Origin of the sequence: Nocardia altamirensis NBRC 108246, assembly GCF_001612685.1 — a bacterium.
In the GTDB taxonomy this organism is placed as follows: domain Bacteria; phylum Actinomycetota; class Actinomycetes; order Mycobacteriales; family Mycobacteriaceae; genus Nocardia; species Nocardia altamirensis.
In genome coordinates this window covers 21,553-39,660 of sequence record NZ_BDAY01000105.1, presented here as the reverse complement: position 1 = coordinate 39,660, position 18,108 = coordinate 21,553, and the positions used below count along the sequence as shown (strand labels likewise).

Genomic DNA, 18,108 nt, shown 5'->3' with positions numbered 1-18,108 from the left:
CCGAATCATGCGGTGCCAGACGAATCACGCAGCACCGACTGAATCATGCCCCGCCAGCCGGATGATGCGTGCCGACTGAATCATGTCCCGCCCGACTGAATCATGCCGCGTCCGCTGAATAGCGCTGCAGCACCGTGGGGTCGGATCATTTCACTGGTCTCAACGGACCATGTCGCTGGTCTCATTCGAAGTCGGTGGCGGTCCCACCCGTCGGCGCGGACGTGACAATCGGCCAGTCGAGCGGCGTCCATTCCTTCGATACCCGCGCCGACCAGTGGGGTTCGCGGCGGGCTAGGTAGGCGCGGACGCCCTCGGCGGCGTCGGGTGTGCCCATCACGCGGTGGTGCAGGTCGGTCTCCAGCGTGGCCACCTGCGCTGGGCTGTAGCCGTGGCGTGCGGTGTCCCACAGCAGTTTCTTGCACAGTGCCGCCGACATCGGTGCGACGTAGGTGGCGATATCGCGCGCCATCGCCATGGCGGCGGGCAGGACGTCGGCGGCGGGCAGGCAACGGCTGGCCAGGCCGAGCCGGACCATCTCGGCGCCGTCGAGCCTGCGGCCGGTCAACATGATGTCCGCCGCAGCGGCGGCGCCGGCCAGATGCTGAATTGTCCAGTGCGACATCGCATCCGGCACCATGCCGAAGCGCACCTGTGGCACCGCGTATGCCGCGTCGGTGGCGACCAACCGGATATCGGCCTGCATGGCCAGGGTGAACCCGATGCCGATCGCGTGCCCGTTCATCGCCGCGATGACGGGCTTACGCAGGTCGAACGCGGGTGGCGACACCGGAGACGCGCTGAACGTCGCGGCATCAGCGGCCGCGAAAGTGTCCTCGGCGCCGGACAGGTCGGCGCCCGCGCAGAACGCCGGTGGAGTGCCGGTCAGCACCACGACGCGCACCGCATCGTCGGCATCGAAAGCGCGGTAGTACTCCCCCAGCGCCGCGCCCATCCCCTTCGTGAAGGCGTTGCGCTGCTCGGGACGATGCAGCGTCAGCACCGCGACCCCGTCCTCCACCTGTGCCCGGACCTCGCTCATGACTGCGCCGCGCGAACGCTCAGCTCCGCCACGAGCGACTGCTCGACTGACCCCATTACTCGCACGCTCCGCTCACTCATGACCACACCGCGCGAACGCTCAGCCCCGCCACAAACAACTGCTCGACTGACCCCACTGCTCGCACGCTCCGCTCACTCATGACCACACCGCGCGAACGCTCAGCCCCGCCACAAACAACTGCTCGACTGACCCCACTGCTCGCACGCTCCGCTCACTCATGACCACACCGCGCGAACGCTCAGCTCCACCACAAGCGACTGCTCGACTGCGCCCATTGCTCGCACGCTCACACGGCACCAGCCTGTAAGGCCTGAATCAGTTCCGCGACATGGCTGTTCGACACCGGGTAACCGGGGAAGTAGCAGCACACCCGGTCTGCGTACGCACCGTATCGTTCGAGGATCGCCGCCGCGCACTGTTCGGGTGTGCCGTGCACCGCCAACGTGGCGAGCATCGTGTCGTCGATCAGGTCAGCCATGGCGGCGCTGTTGCCCTGCTTGCTCAGCACATTCAACTCTGGTTGCAGTTCGGACCAGCCCTCGACGTCGAGCACCGGCCGGTAGGCGGGCGTCGAACCGTAGAACGCCAGAAGGGCACGCACACCCGTTGCGGCGGCAGATAATTCGGCGGGCGTGCGTCCGACGCCGACGATGACCTGAGGATAGATCCGCAGTTCCGTCGGCTCCCGTCCGGCGGTGGCAAGCCCCTCGGCGACCGCGCCCATGGTGCGTTCGCGAAAATGCTTGGCGCTGTTGAACGGCATCACCAACAGCCCGTCAGCCACCTCCGCCGCAGCGCGCGTCATGCGTGGGCCGAGCGCACCGAGGCACACCTCAGGCGGCCCAAACGGATTGGGTCCCGGGTTGAATGCCTGCGGCATCAACGTGTGCGTCGTGAACCGTCCCTCGAACCGCAGCGGCGCCTTACCCTCCCAGGCCGCGAAGATCGCCTTGATCGCGAGCACCATCTCGCGCATCCGCGCGGCCGGGCTCGACCACGGTGCGCCGTACCGCTTTTCGATATGCGGACGAATCTGCGAGCCGAGGCCGAGCCGAAATCGTCCGCGGCTCAACGTCTGCAGGTCGTAAGCCACATGCGCCAGATGCAGCGGGCTCCGCGGCAGCGCAATGGCGACATTGGACATCAGATCGGCCCGCACCGCAGTGGCCGCCAACGTGAGCGGCACGAAGACATCGTTGGCGCCTTCGAAGGTGAACAAGCCATCGGCCCCGAGCGAGACCAGTTCCTTCGCCCTGACCGCAGTGTCTTCCAACGTACTGTCCAGGCGCAGATCGACTTTCATCACTGCCCACCCTGCCGTGCACGAGCCTCGTCCTGACAATCTGACCCCCAGAACGCGGGGTCGGTCACATCGAAACCGCAGGGCACCATAGATCGATTAGAAGCGCTGGGTGTGTTCCATAGGACCTGAGTTCCGGTCAGTGGGACATCAAGCACCCCGGGCTCGCCGCGCGAACACGGTCGCCCACACCCCGGGCCAGTAACGCGAACACGGTGCCCCAGAACGCCGAGCCCGTCACACGAGCGTAGTGCGCGCCGTCGAATCAGTTGACGCGACCGGCGCGCACTACTGTGCTGGCAAGGGTCAGTCGGTGGGGTCGCCGTTTACTATTGCGTAGGCGAATCCGTCCCAGCCCTTGGCGCCGACGGTCTGGAGGACTGTGGCGTCCAAAGTTGGTTCGGCGGCGAGCAATTCGAGGACGGCGCGGCTGGCTCGGATTGCCGCGTTGTCGGAGTTCGCGTCGGCGACACCGCCTTCCCGGACGACGTTGTCGACGATGATCACCGAGCCGGGCTTGGTCAGCCGCAATGCCCACTGCACGTAGTTCGAGTTGTTGACCTTGTCGGCATCGATGAACACCAGGTCGAACGCTTCGGGATCTTCCTCGGCCAACCCGGGCAGGTTGTCGAGCGCCGCACCGACCCGGATCTCCACCCGATCGCCGACCCCGGCGCTGTCGAGGTTCTTCCGCGCGACATCCGCATGCTTCTGCTCGAACTCGAAGGTCACCACCTGCCCCTTCTCGCCGACCGCGCGGGCAAGCCAAATGGTGCTGTACCCGCCGAGTGTGCCGATCTCCAGCACCCGGCGCGCCCGCGCCGTTCGCGCCAGCAAGTAAAGGAACTTCCCTTGCGGCGGCGACACATCAATCGCAGGCAGCTCGGCCGCCGCGTTCGCCTCCAGCGCCGCCTCCGTCTCCGCGTCCTGCACCAGGGTGTCGACAAGGTAGCGGTCTACATCCGCCCAATCAGGTGTCGTCATACTTCGAAGTCTGCCACCTCACTCCGCACCCGGCCCGTCCTCACCTGTACCCTCCGTCACACCCGCAGACCCCAGATCCCCACTCGCTCTGTCGATCCGCCCCGTCACAGCACCCGAGCCGAGCGAACCGATCCGGTCGATACAAAGCAGTCCCCGAATCGGGCCCACAACCTCCGCCGCATCCCACCATGCGAGACGCTCCCTCACGAGTGGTACATGGTGGAGGCGACACGCCGCAAACGCCTCCACCATGTACCACTCGTTGACCGCCGCCTGCGCGAACGAGACATGGCTGCACCAACTCTCGCGCCGGAACCCCTGTGAGGTCGCGAGCCGCGCATCGGCGTGAGAAGTGGTTGCCGAGCTTCGTTAGCGTGAGAGAAGGGTTGCCGAGCCTATCGGCGTGAGAGGAAGGGTTGCCGAGCTTCGTTAGCGTGAGAGAAACGGTTGCCGACCGCGTTGGCGTGAGAGAAACGGTTGCCGACCGCGTTGGCGTGAGAGAAACGGTTGCCGACCGCGTTGGCGTGAGAGAAACGGTTGCCGACCGCGTTGGCGTGAGAGAAATGGTTGCTGAACCTGATTGGCGTGAGAGAAGTGGTTGCGACGCGTGTCGCGACACGCACATTTTCTCTCACGTCAACGCTTCAAGATCGCTTCAAAGGTCTCCGTGCCGGACCACCGGCCGATGACCCGGGGGGCGGTTGCCGACCCCCATCGACGGTAGTCAAGTGGTTGGGCCTCGTTGACGGTAGTCAAATGGTTGCTGCTGCCCCGTTGACCGGAGAGAAATGGTTGCAGACCACCGTTGAGCGGAGTCAAATGGTTGCAACACGCCGTGCGACACGCACCATTTCTCTCCCGTCAACTTTCCAAGATCACTTCTGGAAGATCTTTGAACCGGACCACAGCCAAGTGACCCGGCTGGGACGAGAGAACCCGTGACTGACAGCGGAGGTCAGCCGGGTACGGCAGGCGACGCCACCACGCTATCCAGTGCAAACCCCGAGACTGTCCTGCTCGCCAGGAGACCGTCGAACCCGGGAAGCTAAGCACACCAAACTCGGATCACTACACCTGAAGTCTCCCAACGCAAACCGCCCATCAAAGCCGGGCTTACCCCCGGCCTGGAAAACTCTTATCCCAGGCCTAAATAGTCGAAGGACAATTTCGGACAAGCACGATCGGCTACACCGTCATCGCGGGGTCTGCGATAGGTAGGGGCCAACGATCGATCTCGTCGAGCGAGGTGGTCGACTCGCGGGGCGGCAGGAGCCTGCGGATGCCCTCGCGGCGGCCGGATGGGGTGAGCATTGAACGCACCTGGCCCGCATAGTGTTCCGCGTACCGCGCACCGGGGTGCAAGCGCTGCGCCTCGGCGAGCCACCCGCTGGCTTGACGTTGTACTTCGCTGCGGGTGAGCGGCGGGTCCGCGCCGAGCAGAGTGCCGCCGTGTTCCGGCGCGACGATCATGGCGGAGCCGAGATGCTGCAGACAGCGCGCGGTCCCGTGATCGTCAGCCATCATGCGATACCCGGTCAACGCTTGCTGCCAGCAGCGCAGCGCCCGCCGCGGTTCACCGCGCGTCCACCAGACGATGCCGAGCGTCTCGTGAATGTGGGCGCGACCATCCGGGTCGCGACCGGTGCGAGTCAGGGACTCTGCCAACTCCAACCGGTCCTGGGCAGCATCGAGCCTGCCCTGCCGAATGTGCACGACCGCCAGGTTGATCAACGCGCACACCTCACCGGCGACATCCTCGCGCGGCAGCAACCACCAGGACGCCTCCAGCCGCGCCGCCGCCGCGACCAACTTTGCCTCACGCTCATCCGCCGTCGCCTGCGCGGTGGCCAGTAGGCGCAGCGCCGCACGATGCTCCCACCGCGCGGCCAAGCTGGTCGACAGGTTCCGCGGCCGGTAACGCTGCGGCCGCTCGCGCAGTCGGTCCGCCCGCATCCACGCCAGATCACGGTGCAGCACAAGACCTTCCACTCCGTGCACCGCACACAACTCGGCGGCCAACCCGGAGCTGTTCTCCCCCAAGCCGATCCGGGCATACCATGCGTCGAGTGCGTCACCGATCCGCACCAGTTCGGGCGCCAGAGTCGCCGGCACCCTGTCGCCGAGCGCCGCACAGCTGGTGATCAGCGTGCGCAGATAGGGTTCCTCGGACTCGAACCAGCGCCGCGCTCCCGCCGCGAAACGGACCGTATTCAGCGCGAACGCCCACCGGGTCGCCCGGTCCGCGTAGTAGTGCACGAGCGCGGTCAGCGCCGCCCGCCACCGCGCCCCAGCGAGCACCGTCGCCCGGTCCGGCAACCCCGGCACCTGACGCAGACAGAAACGTTGCGAGCCAAGGGATGTCACGATGCCGCGGTGTTGAAGATCGTCGAGCAGCACGGCGCCGGTGGGATGCGGCGCGACCCGCTCCAGCGGCAGTCGCGCCGGCGCGTCGAGAGCGGCAGTCAAGACGGCAAGCAGCGCGATCGCCTCGAATTCGCGGACGGGCAGCTCCCGCAGCACCGCGCCGATCTCGTGACCGTTCAGCGCCGTCACGATGCGCGGCGAGTCTGGGCACGGTTCCTGCTCAACGGCAAGCACCCGAGGCCCCGGCTCGACGAGATCGGCGATCAGATCGAGTTCGTGTGCGGTGCGGATCCTTTCGCGATACCAGAGCAGACCCCGGTAGCCCACATACGCCAACGCCACAACCACGATGACCACCCACAGTCCGCGCAACGCGTTCGCCGCCACCTTGGCAACGGAACTCTCCCCCAGCGAGTTCACCACCATGTTGTGCGCGAGCTCGAGCAACAACGTGGACGACAACACCGACGTCGTTCCCAGAAACCCTTGCCAAACAGACGATCTCGGCGCAACCCGATCGACAGCCCCCTCCGCCCCATGCCCTGCCTGATCACCGCCGTCGCTCATATCCACTCCTCGCCGCCCGACTTCGCCCGAAACAAGCCACACCGCACCGAGATTCGCCCACCGAGCACATTCATCGCAGGACCCCGCCGGTCAGGCCGGGGACCAGCCAGCGGCGCCAGGTCAGTACCAGGAGGACGACGGGCAGGACTGCCGAGATCAGGGAGCCGGCGGCCAATTGGGCTGAGTTCTCGCTGAATTGGCGTGCGCCGCCCCACAGCAGCAATGACCAGGGGGTCGCGCCGGCGCCACTGATCAGTAGCCCGATTACGAAATCGTTCCATACCTGGATGAATTCGAGCACCGCTACCGCGCCGAGGGCGGGGCCTGCCGAGTGCAGCACTCGACGCACGATCGCGCCGGGGCCAGCTAGGCCGTGCAGTGCGTCGGCGGACGGAGTGCCCGGTGCGGCGAGCAGTGCGCCGCGTAACACCAGGATCGCGATCGGTAACCCGGCGGCCGCGTGCAGCAGGATCAACGGAATTCGGGTGCCGGACAGCGCATTGGCGTCGATGAAGGCGTCCACCGGGCCGAGATAGCTCTGCACCGGCAGCACCGAGAGCACGACGAGCGTCAGCACCGCGATGCCTGCGGCGGGCCGGTTCGGCCGCAGTGCCGCAAGCCGATACGCCACCGGCACCGCCGCGGTGACCACGATGAGGGTGGCCAAGGAGGCGACCCATGCCGTGGTTTCCAGTGACCGCACCAGCGCCGGATCGCGAAACATCCTGGTGACCGCGCCGAATCCGAATCCGTTGCGATCGCGCAGCGCGACCACGATCAGCCACCCGATCGGTGCGAGCGCCAGCACCGACACCGCGAACATCCCCAGCCCGCGGCGAACGCCGAGCCCGTGCCGCGCCACCATCCCTTCCTGACCTGCCTGCGCCGCCCAACTCGTCCGGTGCCTGCGCACATTCGTCTGCAGCAACCACGCAACGAAGCCGACGAGCACCGCGAGCGGCAAGCCGTACGCGGCGGCCACACCCGGGTCGACACCGGGGTCGACGGCGAGCCGCCACCAGTGCACGGTCGCGCTGTCGATCTGATATTGAAGCGAGCCGGGCACCCCGATGAGCACCACATCGAACACCCTGGCCGCCGCGACACCGACGGCGAGCCCCACAATCAACACGACAGGACGCAGGAGTTCGAACAGCCGCCGGAACGGAAACTGTTTGCCCTCACCGTGCAGGTAGCCCGCGCGGACCGGATCCGCCTCGACGGCAAGGATGCCCGCGCGAAAAAGCCCGGTGACGAAGCCGAGCCACGTCCACAGGAACGCGGAGCCGAGCATCACACGGAACCACCACTTGTATACGGCCACATTGTCGATGCCGAGCCAATCACCGCCGAACTGGAAGATCAGCCGGAAGGCGACACCGGACACCACCGCCGAGATCCCGAACGGCACGATCAACGGCCGCCACAGCCACCGGGAGTCGCGCGCCAACCACGCGATGCTCAATCCGATGCCGAGCAGGACCACCCCGAACACCACCCAGGCCAGTGTCCGCACGTAGGCCCACGTGCCGTCGCGGCCGAGTCCCTTGCCCAGCAACCACATTCCCGCACCGATCAGTCCGAGCGTGATCGGCCAGCACAGCAGCCGAACCCCGGAAACCCAACGGTGCCTGGCGAGTTGAGTAGCGCCGACCGCCCCGACCGCGACCAGCAGACACGCGACGACCACCAACGGCCTGGCGCGCACCGCGAGCACAACGGTCCACACCACCGGCACCACCACCAACGACACCGTCAACAGTGTCGCGGGAAGCCCTGTGGCCCAACCGATCCAACGACGCGGATGACTACCCGCCACGAGCGGCCCACTCATCCGCCGAGTAGCAAGCTCGAGCCGCAGTCCATTGGCCTGATAATCAAGCGGACCCGTCATCACCGCCCCCTCGAGCGCCACGATCGGCCGCATCATCTAGCCCCAGCCCAGCAGCGCGACACTCCATCGAACCCACTATCGCCACCCCGCCACCCCATCGAGCACCACGACCGGCATCATCGGCGAGCCCAAACCAATCGGCCGCATCATCAAGCCCCAGCCCAGCAGCCCGACACTTCACCGGACTCAACACCGCCGCGCCTCCGCGCCGTCGAATGCCACGATCGGCGTCGGCGAGCCCAAACCAAATGGCCTGATACTCCATCGGACTCATCACCGCCACCCCGCCACCCCATCGAGCACCACGATCGGCATCATCGGCGAGCCCCAGCCGATCGGCCGCATCGTCAAGCCCCAGCCCAGCAGCCCGACAGCCCACCGGACTCAACACCGCAGCGCCTCCGCGCCGTCGAATGCCACGATCGGCGTCGAGCCCAAGCCAAATGGCCTGATACTCCATCGGACTCATCACCGCCACCTCTCCACCCGATCGAGCACCACGATCGGCCGAGTCTTTGCGCCCCAGCCAAATCGGCTGATAGTCAAGCGAACCCATCACCGCCCCCGATCCGAGGCATCGAGCGCGATGATCGCGCGATCGGTCGCCTCGTCGAGCCGTTCGATCGCGCCGTCGCCGACGGTGATCAGGAAGTCGGTCAGGATGCGCCACAGGCCGTTTCGGCCGCCGACTGCGCCGATTCGGTCGGAGAGATCGAAGGCGCTGCGGGTGCGCAGTGCGCGTGCCGACTGTTCGAGTAGTGGCGAATACGGTGCGCTGGTCCGTAGATTCGGGCTGAGGAATCCGCCGTACTGCTGGATCCACGGCAGCGCGGCACCCGGCGCGGCGAGAGCGTCGACCAGTCCTCTGGCCTGCGCGGTCGCCGACTTGGTCACCACCATGACATCGCCGCCGACGATCCGCGGCGGCGCCAGCCCCGGTTCGACCGCAGGAAACGCAGCGACACCGACCACATCCTCGACCCGGCGCCCTGAACGCTGCACGGCGGCATGCACGATCGGCTCGGCGAAGTCCGGTTCGACCACCATCACCGCGCGCCGATGCTCGAACACCTCCCGCACCGCGTCGGGGAACTGCCTGGTCAACGCGGCCGCCACGCCGCCGGGGAACGCGTGCCGATGCCCCCAGAGCAGGCCGAGATGCCCGAGCGCGGCGCGCACCGCTGGACTGTCCCACGTGTGCCGGTCCCCCGCGACGGCCACCTCGTCGTAGATCCGCGGCGACTCGGCGAGCAGCGCGTTCTCGAAGACGTCGGTGAGCACCCAGCCGTCGGCGGCGCCTAGCGCAAGCAACCGGACCGGCGCCTCGGCGAGCACCTCCATCCGGTCCAGCCAGTCCGCGAGCGTCCAGCCGGCCGGGTCGCCGAGACGGTATTCCGCGACCAGCTGCTTGTTGAACCAGACCATCGATTTGTCGGCCGCCTTGAACGGCACGCCGTACGGTTCGCCCTTGTACTGCAACAACTGTCGCCAGACGTCCGGATACCGTGAGCCGAGCTCGTCGGACCACAGCGCGCGGGCGACCGGTTTCAGCTTGCCCTGCTCGGCGAGCGCCCGCACCCGGCCCGCCTGCGGCAGCATCACGATGTCGGGCGCGGAGCGACCACCCGCGGTGAACGCGGTCTCGATGTCGTCGCCGAGCGGGACGACGTCCACCTGGTCGGTGTAGCCGAGGCTGGACAGCACCGCACGGAACGCCGCCAATTCCGTTCCGCTCCACGACACTCCGATGCGGATCGCGCCGGGGTTGCCGAGCAGCAGCTCCGGCGCACAGGCGGCGGCCAGCGGCGCGAGCAGCGCCACCTGCAGTAGTTCCCGCCTGGTTCGCATGACCCCCCGGGGCGCCTCGCCGTGTCGAAAACCTACTTCGAGAAGGTCTCCGGCGGCTGCCACGGCCGACCCTGCGGGTCGTCGGGACGGTAGTTCGGCTGCTGTTGCGGTTGCTGCTGCGGCTGCCGTTGCTGTTGCGGAGGCTCCTGTTGCTGCGGCTGCTGTTGCTGCGGTGCCTGCTGCGGCGCAGGCAGACCCTCCTGCTGCCCGGGCAACACCGCCTGGTGGGGTGATTGCTGACGCGGCGCCGCGGGCGGCGGTGACATCAGCCCCTCCACCGGGGTGCGGGCCGTCGCCTCGGCCGCGCGAACGGCCCGTTCGATCGCCGGGTCGGGGGCGGTGTCGAACCAGTCCGCCACATCGGAGTCGTCCTCCACCTTGACAGGCTGACCGTCGTCGCTCGGCGGCTCGTAACGGAAGACACCGTCTTCGCCCTGCGAACCGAAGCTCTTGGCGAACCCTTCGAGTGCCTTGCCGAAGTCGCTCGGCACCAGCCACACCTTGTTGGCGTCGCCGCGGGCGACCAACGGCAACGTCTGCATGTATTGGTAGGCAAGCAGTTCCGGCGTCGGCTTGCCGGATTTGATTGCCGCGAAGACCTTTTCGATGGCCTTGGCCTGGCCCTGCGCCTGCAGGTAGGAGGCGGCCCGCTCACCCTGCGCACGCAGGATGCGGCTCTGCCGTTCACCTTCGGCCTCGAGGATCGCGGACTGCTTGGCGCCCTCGGCGGAGAGCACCTGCGCCTGCTTGGCGCCCTCGGCCATCTTGATCTGTGATTCGCGGGTGCCCTCCGCGGTGAGGATCATCGCGCGCTTCTCGCGATCGGCCTTCATCTGCTTTTCCATCGACTCCTGGATCGATGCGGGCGGATCGATGCTCTTCAGCTCGACCCGCGCCACCCGGAGCCCCCAGCGTCCGGTCGCTTCGTCGAGCACGCCGCGCAGCTGGCCGTTGATCTGATCGCGCGAGGTCAGCGTCTGCTCCAGCGTCATGCCGCCGACCACGTTGCGCAGCGTGGTGACGGTGAGCTGCTCGACCGCGGCGATGTAGTTGCTGATCTCGTAGACCGCCGCCTGCGGGCTCGTCACCTGGAAATACACCACGGTGTCGATGTGCAGCGTCAGGTTGTCCTCGGTGATCACCGGCTGCGGCGGGAAGGAGACCACCCGCTCGCGCAGGTCGACTTTCGCGCGGATGCGGTCGGCGAACGGGACAAGGAAGGTCAGCTGGCCCGACACCGTGCGCGAATAACGCCCGAGCCGTTCGATCACCGCGGCCTCGGCCTGCGGCACCAGCGCAATCGACTTGAAGACCACCACCACGACCAAGAGAATGAGTACAGCGGCAACGATCAGTACAGCCATTACGGCCCCTTCCACACGACGGCGGTGGCGCCGTCGATCCTCATGACAAATACCTTGGTGCCCGGTTCGTAGACCTCGTTCTCGTCCATCGGCCGTGCGGTCCACTCCTCGCCGCCGAGCTTCACCAACCCGGAATGCTCGGCAACCTGCTCGAGCACGGTCGCCGACTTGCCTTGCAGCGCATCCACATTCGTCGGGATCGGCGGCGGGTTCCCGAAGCGGCGCCGCAGCAGCGGGCGCACACCGAGCATCATCACCAGGGTGAGCACGGCGAAGATGACGGCGTCGACCACCAGCGAGGTCCCCGCAACCGAGCTGATGCCCGCGGTGCCGAGCGCGGCGGCACCTAGCATCAGCAGCGTCAGGTCCCCGGTGAGCATCTCGGCCGCCGCGAGCAAGATGCCCGCGACCAGCCAAACTATTGCGGCCACGCCACCACTGTAGTGCGGCGGCGATGATCTCGGGCGGCACTGACACGACTGCCGATCTCGGGTGAATCACGAAATGGCAGCGATCACCGCGCAGACGCGCCGGTGCGCACCGAGGTACGAAATCCACAGCGGCGGTGCTAGCTTCAGGCGGGTGAGCGGGCATGACAGCTATGGCGGCGATATCTTCTCCGGACATTCCCGAGCGAAGAAGCGGGCGGTACCGCGGGTGACGGCCGATCGCGACCTGGTCGTCGAGGACGCGGCGAGCGGATTCTGCGGCGCGGTCGTCGGATTCGACCGCAGCTACGACGGCGAGTTCGTCAAGCTGGAGGACGCGCGCGGCGCGGTGCGGCTGTTCGCGCTGCGCGAGGCCGCGTTCCTCATCGACGGCGAGCCGGTCACGCTGATCCGGCCGACCGCGACCGCCCCTGCCAAGCCGACCCGTTCCGCGTCCGGCTCCACCCGGGTCGACGGCCTGCGCGCCAAGGTCGCCAAGTCCAGCCGCATCTGGGTGGAGGGTGTGCACGACGCCGCGCTTGTCGAACGGGTGTGGGGACATGACCTGCGGGTCGAGGGCGTGGTCGTCGAACATCTGGAGGGCTTGGACAATCTGGCAGAGCGGCTGACGGAATTCGCGCCGGGGCCGGGCCGCCGCGTCGGTGTGCTGGTCGACCATCTGGTCACCGGATCCAAAGAGACCCAACTCACCACCGGGCTCGGCAAGCACGTGCTTGTCACCGGACATCCGTTCATCGACGTGTGGCAGGCGGTGCGCCCTTCGGCCGTCGGCATCGCCGCATGGCCCGAGGTGCCGCGCGGCGAGGACTGGAAGACCGGCATCTGCGCCCGCCTCGGCTGGGGCACCCCGCAAGACGGCTGGCGGCGCGTCTACGGCGCGGTCGAATCGTTCCGTGATCTGGAGGCGCCGCTGATCGGCGCGGTCGAACGCCTCATCGACTTCGTCACCGAACCGGCGTGACGCCAACGGCCGCCCCTGGTCAGGAATGCCCTTTGCGGGAATGCCCGCGAATAACCCACACCCTTTATGCTCGATAATTATGTGCTCTCCTAGTGCGACGCTCACAGTGTGGGCCGGCTCATGGCTGGCCGGCTGTAGCGCGCCCGATGACATCTTGGAGGCCCTGCACGCCTGGGCGCCCACGCACACCATCGCTGCAGGCGATCCGGTCACCGGCGGCCGCACCGATCTGCCGTGGCCGTCGCTCGGTGACCTGCCAGGCACCGGAATGATGGCACTGCTCAAGGTGATTCGTGAAGCGATGGCACAGCCTGGCGCGCAGCTGCGGCTGGTCCTTCCGGTTCCAGGCGATGTGCGCGGACTGCCGATCGGCACCGCCTTCGCCGCCGACGCGATCGCGGCGGAGGAGGGTCTGCTCATCGGCGTGCCCGGCACCGATGGCACCGGCCTCATCCCCCTGTGGACCGACGACGACACGCTGCAATGGGCCGTCTACAGCACCCCGATCCCGCCGACGCCAGGACCGGACATGTCGCTCGGCGAGGCCGAATACGCGATGCGCGAGGCGGTCCGCGACGCCGCCGACGCCCTGATGCAACTGCACACGACCTCGGTCGGTTCGGCGGACTCCGATCCGCGTGAGCTCATCGAGGCCGAGCTGGCCGACTACTCGCGGCACGATTACCCCGGCTCGATTCCGTTGCGGGCCAGGCGGATTCTCGACTCCGCCGACCATGTCGCCGCCATCCTCACTGTGGCGCAACGGGAACCGGCATCCTCGCCGACCTCGGCCAGTGCGATCGGCGCGCAGGAGTCGCTGTTGAAGCCGCTGTGGGACGCGATCCGCGCGGCTCGGTTGGCGGCGATACACGCGCCGGTCCGGAGTTCTTCCTGAGCCGGTACCGGTCGCGCCGACCGTGACGCGGGAATAGTGTGCTTCCAGGACCAGACCAGAGGAGGTGCGCGATGCGGCCCATCGCGGTGCTCGCGGCGGCATTGACCGCCGCAACAGTGGGCCTCGGCCTGCCGGGAGCCGCTCCGGCGCAGGCTGTGGTCGGTGGACAACCCGCCGACGCGACTGCGTACCCATGGCTGGTTGCCGTCGGCACCCCGCTGCTGCCGCTGCGCCCGTCCGGGCACTTCTGCGCCGGCGCGCTCATCGCGCCCGACCAGGTGCTCACGGCCGCGCACTGTGCCGTGTTCACCGGCCGGGTGCCCGCAGCACTGCGCGTCACATTCGATCGCACCGACCTGCGCACCACCGACGGAACGTCAGTGCGCGTCACCGGCGTTCGGGTGCACCCCGACTTCCGGATCACCATGTTCGAGACCGACCTCGCCTATCACAACGACCTCGCCGTGCTCACCCTCGAACGCCCGGTGCAGCGCCCGACCGTGCAGATCGGTACGGCGCACGGCGATTCCGGCACCATCCTCGGTTGGGGCGCCACCTCCGACGAGGACTGGGCGAATCCACTCCTGCACGCCGCCACCATCCCGCTCAACAGCGACTGCACCGCCTACAGCGACTCCTTCGACCAACGAGAAGCGTTGTGCGCCGGGTCCACCCAGGCCGATGCCAACCAGTTCGACAGCGGCGGACCACTTCTCGTAGACGGCAAGCTCGTCGCCCTCACCTCGTGGGGCAAAGGCGCCGCCGAACCCGGCTACCCCGGCATCTACGCCCGCGTGCCCGCCGTCCTGTTCTGAACCACCACACGCCACTCAGCGCCTGGCACGGGGGCGGATTCGCTCAGCAGCAGTGCAGATTCCGAGAGCGAATGCGGGTGGTCGCCCTCCTGCGAGGCGCCCCCAAGATCGACCCACCTGATGTCCCGCGCGATGCACCCATTGTTTCCGAGCGGGACATAGCCGCGGCGACACGCCGCTTTCGGCTCAGCGATGTCCCTCTCGACACGAACACGGGAAGCGAGCGGGACATGGCAGCGACGAGGCCGGTTTCGGCTCGGTGGTGTCCCGTTCGCCCCCGGGACAGGGCGAGGGGACGCGACCGCGGTCTGACTAGTGCTGCGCGGGTGGTTGGTGCTGCGGCGGGTACGGCTGCGGCTGGTACGGGTACGGCGGCTGCGGCTGGTAGGGCTGCTGCTGTCCTGGGTATTGCTGCTGCGGGTACTGCTGGCCGGGATGCTGCTGCTGCGGCGGGTATCCCTGCTGCTGCGGTGGGTATCCTTGCTGCTGGGCCGGATAACCATGCTGCTGTTGCGGGTACTGCTGTCCCGGGAACTGCTGCGGCGGTACGCCATTGCCCAGCTGCGGGGGCTGGTTCTGCCCCTGCCTCTTGTTTCGCCGGGAGAGCCACACGAGGCCGACCACTACGACGACGATCACGGCGACGCAGATCAAGCCGACCACCCAAGATCCGCCGCCACGGCCTCTGCTACCCCGCCGCCGCGCCTCCGTGGTCTCCAGCGCTGCCGTCCACACGGTGTCGTCGGACCATGCCCCCATGTCCAACAACCCGGTTGTAGTCACCATGTCGATATAAGTCATCAATTTTCACCTAGCACCCCGCTTCGGCTTGGTCCGAAGGCGAGAGCGATGCTAGCGCACACGAATTCGACGCCTACATATAGCGGTATCCCCACACGTGGGAGTACTCCTCCCGCACTAGCGGGGGCGCGCAGGGAGGGCGCAGCAGCCTTCAGCGCAAGGCCGGCCGTTCGTGGTGCAGCCGAAGCCGGAAACGTCACCGAGGTAGCGCTGTTCGCGTCCGTCCAGGTGCTCGCCGATCAATTCGACGACAAGTTGTGCGAACCGGCGGTCGGTGCCTGGCGTGGCCGCGCGCGCAAACGCCATGCCGAGCTCAGCCGCCTTCTCCTTCGCCTCGTTGTCCAGGTCCCAGATCACCTCGAGGTGATCGGAGACGAAGCCCACAGGGCAGACGATGACGGCGTCGATGTTCTTGCCGGACAGGTCATCCAGGTGGTAGACGATGTCGGGTTCGAGCCACGGCACCTGCGGCGGGCCGGAACGAGACTGCCACACCAGGTCATAGTCGGTGAATCCCGTTGCGGCGGCACACAAGCGGGCCGCCTCGGCGACCTGGCGGCTGTACAGCCTGCCACCGTCGAACGGCGGCCCCCCGGTCGCGTCGGCGGCCACCGGGATGGAATGCGCGGTGAAAACGAGGCGCGCCCCGTCCCGGCGCTCAGCCGGAAGTTCCTGCTGCGCCGCACGAATCGCATCCGCGAACGTCTCGATCAACAAGGGATGGTCGAAATATTGACGCAGCTTTATCAGATCCGGCGCGCCGTCGCCGAAAGCGGCACGCGCCCTTGCGATGTCCTCGTGATACTGCAGGCATCCGGAGTAGCCGCCCCACGCCGAGGTCGGAAACACCAGGGCCGAGCGGACACCGTCGGCGGCCATGCCCGCGACGGTGTCCTCCACCATGGGCGCCCAGTTCCGGTTGCCGAAGTACACCGGCAGATCGATGCCCGCCGTCGCCAATTCGGCCTCGACCGCCGCAATGATGTCGCGGTTGAGCCGGTTGATCGGCGAGACACCACCGAAGTGCAGGTAGTGCTCAGCCACCTCTTCGAGGCGTTCGCGCGGTACCCCTCGGCCCCGAGTGACGTTCTCCAGGAACGGCATCACATCCTCGGGGCGTTCCGGGCCGCCGAAGGACAGCAGCAGCAGTGCGTCGGCAGCCCGACTCACATTGCCCTCCTTCGCTCAGTTGATCGCCATGCCCTCGGGGAACCAGGTGTTGTGGCTGGCGCCGCCGTCGACGTAGATGATCGATGCCGTGGTGCCTGGCAGCCAGTCCGACAGCAGCGCGACGATCGACTTGGCGACCACCGTCGGGTCGTCGACGTCCCAGCCGATCGGCGATGCGCCGTCCCAGTACTCGTTGAGCTGGTTGAGCTTGGCGGCGTCATCGGTGGCGGTGCCTGCGATGGCCTTGGCGGCCAGCGTCTTGATCGGGCCCGCGGCGATCAGGTTCGAGCGAATCTTCTTGGCGGCGCCCACTTCCCGCGCCACGTACCGGTTCACCGACTCGAGCGCGGCCTTGGCCACACCCATCCAGTTGTAGTACGGCATCGCGGTGCGCGGATCGAAGTCCATGCCGACGATCGAGCCGCGCTCGTTCATCACCGGAAGCACCGCCCGCGACAGCGACGCATAGCTCCACGCGGAGATCTCGAATGCCTTGGCCGCATCGGGGCCGGGGCCCTCGAGGAACGGGCGCGCCTCAGGACCCATCAGGGTGCGCGGTGCGAAGGCGATCGAGTGCAGCACGCCGTCGATGCCCTCGGGCGCCAGCTCGCGCACCTTGTCCGCGAGCTCGGCGAGGTTCTCCTCGTTGGTGACGTCGAGCGGGATGGCAGGCGGGACCTCCTGCGGCAGCCGCTTGGCGATCCGATCGATCAGCCGCAGGCGTTCCGGAATGCCGGTGATGATCACCTTGGCGCCCTGCTCCTGCGCGACCGCGGCCGCGTGGAACGCGATCGACGAGTCGGTGATGATGCCGGTCACCAGAATGGTCTTGCCTTCGAGCAGTCCGCCCATGGGTTTTCGGTTCTCCTGAGGTCGAGGGTGTCGAGATAGAAGGTACTAGTGGCCCATGCCCATGCCGCCGTCGACCGGGAGGACGGCACCGGTGACGTAGCGCGAGTCCTCGGACGCGAGGAAGCTGACGACCGCCGCGACGTCTTCGGGCTGGCCGACGCGCTTGAGCGGAACGAACTTCTCGATCATTTCGCGCAGGTCGTCCGGCAGGCCTGCGGTCATGTCGGTCTCGATGAAGCCGGGCGCGACCACGTTGGCGGTGATGGACCGCGAGCCGAGTTCGCGAGCCACCGAACGGGCCAGGCCGATCACACCGGCCTTGGAGGACGCGTAGTTGATCTGTCCCGCCTGCCCACTCATGCCGACCACCGAGCCGAGGTAGATCAGCCGACCCCACCGTGCCTTCAGCATGGCCCGGTTCGCCCGCTTCGTGCACCGGAACGCGCCGGTGAGGTTCGCGTCGATCACCTTGGTGAACTGTTCCTCGGACATCCGCATCAGCAGGGTGTCGTCGGTGATGCCCGCGTTGGCGACGAGCACCTCGACCGGGCCCTGCTTCTCCTCGACCTCGCTGAACGCGGCGTCGACCGAATCGCTATCGGTCACATCACATTTCACGCCGAGCAAGCCCTCGGGCGCGCCGGAGCCACGATGGGTGACGGCCACCTTGTGACCGTCGGCGGCCAAACGCTGGGCGACTGCGAGACCGATGCCACGGTTACCGCCCGTCACCAGGACGGACCGGGATGTGATGTTCGACATGGGCATCAACCTACCTGGTCGG

At 67.4% G+C, this 18,108-nt stretch carries 15 protein-coding genes; 3 read left to right on the top strand and 12 right to left on the bottom strand.

The annotated features are described in order from the left end of the window. Positions 1–181 precede the first annotated feature (181 nt). The 8 genes from NA11_RS39240 to NA11_RS39205 all read right to left on the bottom strand — a co-directional run bounded on the left by NA11_RS39240 (position 182) and on the right by NA11_RS39205 (position 11,812). A complete protein-coding gene (locus NA11_RS39240; RefSeq protein ID WP_069167168.1) occupies positions 182–1,039 on the bottom strand; it encodes an enoyl-CoA hydratase/isomerase family protein in 858 nt (285 codons plus the stop codon). A 307-nt stretch (positions 1,040–1,346) separates the two neighbouring features. Further along, the gene (locus NA11_RS39235; RefSeq protein ID WP_069167167.1) at positions 1,347–2,363 is read right to left on the bottom strand and encodes a TIGR03617 family F420-dependent LLM class oxidoreductase; all 1,017 of its coding nucleotides are present in this window, start codon (positions 2,361–2,363) and stop codon (positions 1,347–1,349) included. Between the two features lie 303 nt (positions 2,364–2,666). Beyond that, positions 2,667–3,344: an O-methyltransferase gene (locus NA11_RS39230; RefSeq protein WP_069167166.1), complete on the bottom strand. Its 678-nt coding sequence runs from the start codon at positions 3,342–3,344 to the stop codon at positions 2,667–2,669. 1,185 nt (positions 3,345–4,529) lie between these two features. Beyond that, positions 4,530–6,275 carry a tetratricopeptide repeat protein gene (locus NA11_RS39225; protein WP_141718099.1) on the bottom strand — a complete coding sequence of 582 codons (1,746 nt, stop codon included), beginning with the start codon at positions 6,273–6,275 and terminating at the stop codon, positions 4,530–4,532. A gap of 70 nt (positions 6,276–6,345) precedes the next feature. Continuing rightward, positions 6,346–8,028 (bottom strand): ABC transporter permease family protein, encoded by a 1,683-nt coding sequence (locus NA11_RS39220; RefSeq protein WP_167837831.1) that lies wholly within the window; start codon positions 8,026–8,028, stop codon positions 6,346–6,348. A 696-nt stretch (positions 8,029–8,724) separates the two neighbouring features. After that, positions 8,725–10,017, bottom strand: a complete 1,293-nt coding sequence (locus NA11_RS39215; RefSeq protein ID WP_069167163.1) for an ABC transporter substrate-binding protein — start codon at positions 10,015–10,017, stop codon at positions 8,725–8,727. Between the two features lie 32 nt (positions 10,018–10,049). Beyond that, positions 10,050–11,381 (bottom strand): SPFH domain-containing protein, encoded by a 1,332-nt coding sequence (locus NA11_RS39210; protein ID WP_069167162.1) that lies wholly within the window; start codon positions 11,379–11,381, stop codon positions 10,050–10,052. After that, the gene (locus NA11_RS39205) at positions 11,381–11,812 is read right to left on the bottom strand and encodes an NfeD family protein (RefSeq protein WP_069167161.1); all 432 of its coding nucleotides are present in this window, start codon (positions 11,810–11,812) and stop codon (positions 11,381–11,383) included. The genes NA11_RS39210 and NA11_RS39205 overlap by 1 nt, the downstream gene beginning before the upstream one ends. A 151-nt stretch (positions 11,813–11,963) precedes the next feature. Here NA11_RS39205 and NA11_RS39200 point away from each other — a divergent pair, with 151 nt between their 5' ends. From NA11_RS39200 to NA11_RS39190, 3 genes are all read left to right on the top strand, one after another. Beyond that, on the top strand, positions 11,964–12,791 hold the full coding sequence (locus NA11_RS39200) for a DUF3097 domain-containing protein (RefSeq protein ID WP_069167173.1): 828 nt from the start codon (positions 11,964–11,966) through the stop codon (positions 12,789–12,791). Positions 12,792–12,870: 79 nt separating this feature from the next. Next, positions 12,871–13,686, top strand: a complete 816-nt coding sequence (locus tag NA11_RS39195; protein ID WP_069167160.1) for an Rv1486c family protein — start codon at positions 12,871–12,873, stop codon at positions 13,684–13,686. Positions 13,687–13,757: 71 nt separating this feature from the next. Beyond that, positions 13,758–14,501 carry a S1 family peptidase gene (locus tag NA11_RS39190; RefSeq protein ID WP_069167159.1) on the top strand — a complete coding sequence of 248 codons (744 nt, stop codon included), beginning with the start codon at positions 13,758–13,760 and terminating at the stop codon, positions 14,499–14,501. A 312-nt stretch (positions 14,502–14,813) separates the two neighbouring features. On the opposite strand, the gene NA11_RS39185 is transcribed toward NA11_RS39190, so the two are convergent. The 4 genes from NA11_RS39185 to fabG1 all read right to left on the bottom strand — a co-directional run bounded on the left by NA11_RS39185 (position 14,814) and on the right by fabG1 (position 18,086). After that, positions 14,814–15,302, bottom strand: coding sequence for a hypothetical protein (locus tag NA11_RS39185; protein WP_176582831.1), 489 nt, complete (start codon positions 15,300–15,302; stop codon positions 14,814–14,816). Between the two features lie 117 nt (positions 15,303–15,419). Further along, the gene (locus NA11_RS39180; RefSeq protein ID WP_069167158.1) at positions 15,420–16,472 is read right to left on the bottom strand and encodes a ferrochelatase; all 1,053 of its coding nucleotides are present in this window, start codon (positions 16,470–16,472) and stop codon (positions 15,420–15,422) included. A 15-nt stretch (positions 16,473–16,487) separates the two neighbouring features. Continuing rightward, the gene (gene inhA / locus NA11_RS39175) at positions 16,488–17,324 is read right to left on the bottom strand and encodes an NADH-dependent enoyl-ACP reductase InhA (protein ID WP_069167157.1); all 837 of its coding nucleotides are present in this window, start codon (positions 17,322–17,324) and stop codon (positions 16,488–16,490) included. Between the two features lie 45 nt (positions 17,325–17,369). Beyond that, a complete protein-coding gene (gene fabG1, locus NA11_RS39170; protein ID WP_069167156.1) occupies positions 17,370–18,086 on the bottom strand; it encodes a 3-oxoacyl-ACP reductase FabG1 in 717 nt (238 codons plus the stop codon). Positions 18,087–18,108 lie beyond the last annotated feature (22 nt).